The organism is Stenotrophomonas maltophilia group sp. Smal13, from assembly GCF_030236855.1.
Taxonomy (GTDB): Bacteria; Pseudomonadota; Gammaproteobacteria; order Xanthomonadales; family Xanthomonadaceae; genus Stenotrophomonas; species Stenotrophomonas maltophilia_A.
The window spans coordinates 63,527-65,801 of sequence record NZ_JASJSQ010000021.1 but is presented as its reverse complement, the minus strand read 5'-3'; the positions used below and the strand labels follow the sequence as shown (position 1 = coordinate 65,801).

3 protein-coding genes and 1 tRNA gene are annotated in these 2,275 nt (G+C 59.9%); 2 read left to right on the top strand and 2 right to left on the bottom strand.

What is annotated here, in order from left to right; genetic code table 11:
- The coding region (locus tag QRO95_RS09795; protein ID WP_285302431.1) for a hypothetical protein at positions 1 to 348 on the bottom strand (348 nt) is incomplete at its 3' end.
- A 9-nt stretch (positions 349 to 357) separates the two neighbouring features.
- Positions 358 to 1,278: a hypothetical protein gene (locus QRO95_RS09790; protein WP_285302430.1), complete on the bottom strand. Its 921-nt coding sequence runs from the start codon at positions 1,276 to 1,278 to the stop codon at positions 358 to 360.
- Positions 1,279 to 1,714: 436 nt separating this feature from the next.
- Between QRO95_RS09790 and QRO95_RS09785 the strand changes: the two genes are divergently transcribed.
- Both QRO95_RS09785 and QRO95_RS09780 read left to right on the top strand, forming a co-directional pair.
- Positions 1,715 to 1,939: a hypothetical protein gene (locus tag QRO95_RS09785; protein ID WP_285302429.1), complete on the top strand. Its 225-nt coding sequence runs from the start codon at positions 1,715 to 1,717 to the stop codon at positions 1,937 to 1,939.
- 168 nt (positions 1,940 to 2,107) lie between these two features.
- Positions 2,108 to 2,184, top strand: a tRNA-His gene (locus tag QRO95_RS09780).
- Positions 2,185 to 2,275: the final 91 nt, after the last annotated feature.

Sequence of the window (2,275 nt, the reverse complement as noted above, 5' to 3'; positions counted from 1 at the left end):
GACGGTCGAAATCACTTCGCCGGAGTCGAAACCTGCACCTCGCCACGTGTAGTTGACGCAGGAAATACCGTTACAGACGGTCAGGACATCGCCGGTCTGGACGCGCGTCTGGGCAGTCCAGACCGTGGTCCGGCCGTCATTGAGCTTCTGGACCTCTTGGGAAAGCTGCTGGTTGGTCACCGGATCGGGATACGGGGTTGTCAGCGTGCATCCGGCGGTGCAGTTGATGACGCCAGGAAGCTTTTTCGCTTGAAGGCTCCCGGCCGCCATGAACAGCAGCACGCCTGCAATGGCGGGAATGGAGTTTCTACCAAGCGAAGGGATAATCCCAATCAGTCTAGCTTTCACAATAGGTCCTTATCGTGGGATGCAACAGTTCTTGAAGATTTCGTTCGATGAAATGCGGGCTTTCTCTTTCTCTTGGCTGCTCAGGTTTTTCTCATGGTTGGCAATGTCATTGGTGGTGGCAAAACGTGGGTCCAGCCGGTTGAGGACGCGGGTGTACGCCAGGGCCGCAACGGGATCCGCAGGAACGATGCCGCCATAGGTGTAGGCCATCGCCATGTCGCTGATGACATTGACGTTCCCTTGTGATTCCAGTTCGCGCAGATATCCGGTGGCGGTGTCCTTCCACGCCTCGAGCGCCGCGGGATCACGGATTGCGTCATCAAGCGAACCGATGACTTTCTCCGGCGATCGCGAGTAGGCGCGCATCGCTTCCTGCGAGCCCATGGCGGCGGCCTTCGAAAGCCAATCGGCGTGATAGATGTCCTGATCCAGAGCCAGCGACTCACACTCTTTGAGGATTCGTTCCGACCGCTCCAGGAACCAGTTGCCGGCCCCGACCGTGGTGGCCGAATCCGCCAGCTTGTCAGCGCGATCCGAGATGAAGGTCTGGCATTGCTCGATGGTTCGATAGATTTCGTAGGTTGCCGTGGCATCTCCGGATTCGGAGCGCAGCATCAGTTGCTTGACGTGGGCAAGCGCGTCACCGGGAGGCCGGAACTCATTGCCTCTTACGATTTCGTAGGCCTTGGGGCCCACGGCCTTGTACGAGCCCGGCGGGATTCTGTTGTCCCGCTCAAGCCTTTGCGCGGCCGCCGCACCTGACGCCGGAAGCTGCCTTCCCTGGTCAGGCCGTTCATCGAGGCTGCCACTCTTCCCGGATTCCTCTGCCGTGGCATCCGCAGTTGCCTGCTGCCGGTAGCCGGACATTGCAACGGCTGCCACTGCCAGCACGGCTGCCAGCGCGACGAATCCGATTAGCCGCTTGCTCATCTATTGATCTCACCTTCATTGCAGGAATCGGCATGGTTGCAAACGCGCGCCCTGCGTTCCATGTCCTGCAGCTAACGTTGTATGAATGGATCTCCCCCATCCCTATTTGAGATTCATTCACGATTTGTTCACTAAGCGTTCATGCTCTCGGGGCGTGCCCGACGACGGGGCGGGCTGTTCGCCAGCGCCTGACATCCGGTGCGTGCGGCACGCGCCTTCTCTAGCTCGGGATGGATGCAGATTCGAACGGCGTGGGTGAGGTGAAGCAGGTGCTGGTCGAAGTACATCGGCGGCGCAGGCGCCAACGGCGGCTTACCTTCTGCCGCGGTGCTGTCGCCTTGCGGGCGTTTGCTGGCCTGCTGATGGGGGTGACGGCCGAACGCAACACGTCGTTCGATGTGATCGAAACGATGTCGCCGATGGACAGTTGCGACCGATGTTCTGGGCCGACGATGAGCGCTTGCACGCGCAGGGTGTGCAAGCGATTACCCGTCGAGTGCCTCTTGGCAGGACGCAGTCGCGCAACGTGATGCTTCAGTTGCTCGACGGAGCTGGCCAGCCACGCCTGCAGCTGCAGGTCACGCCGAAAGGGGAGGCCACGCTGTCATTCCTGGATGGGCATGCGGACATCGCGCGCGTGACCTCGGCGGAGCAGCATTGATCTCCTGTTCCGGCCCCTGCACATCAATGTGAAGAAGTGCTTGCAATTCCTTCGCGACTCCCGGAAAATGCCGGACTCGCTTCGGGGGACGGACTTCTGGTTCCACCCGCTAGCAAAGCATCAAGGTCCAGCGTCAGCCTCATCGGCGGTGGAGCGAAAGTTTCAGTGGTGGCTGTAGCTCAGTTGGTTAGAGTACCGGATTGTGATTCCGGTGGTCGGGGGTTCGAATCCCCTCAGCCACCCCACTGATTCAACCGCATCGGCGCAGCCGAAACGGTATTGCAATAAACAGAAAGCACGCTACAATGTGCGTCTGAGTTTCACGGGCCGTTAGCT

Coding starts and splice junctions, on each gene's coding strand:
- QRO95_RS09790 (WP_285302430.1), bottom strand. CDS start 1,278: ATGAGCAAGCGGCTAATCGGATTCGTCGCGCTGGCAGCCGTGCTGGCA.
- QRO95_RS09785 (WP_285302429.1), top strand. CDS start 1,715: ATGTTCTGGGCCGACGATGAGCGCTTGCACGCGCAGGGTGTGCAAGCG.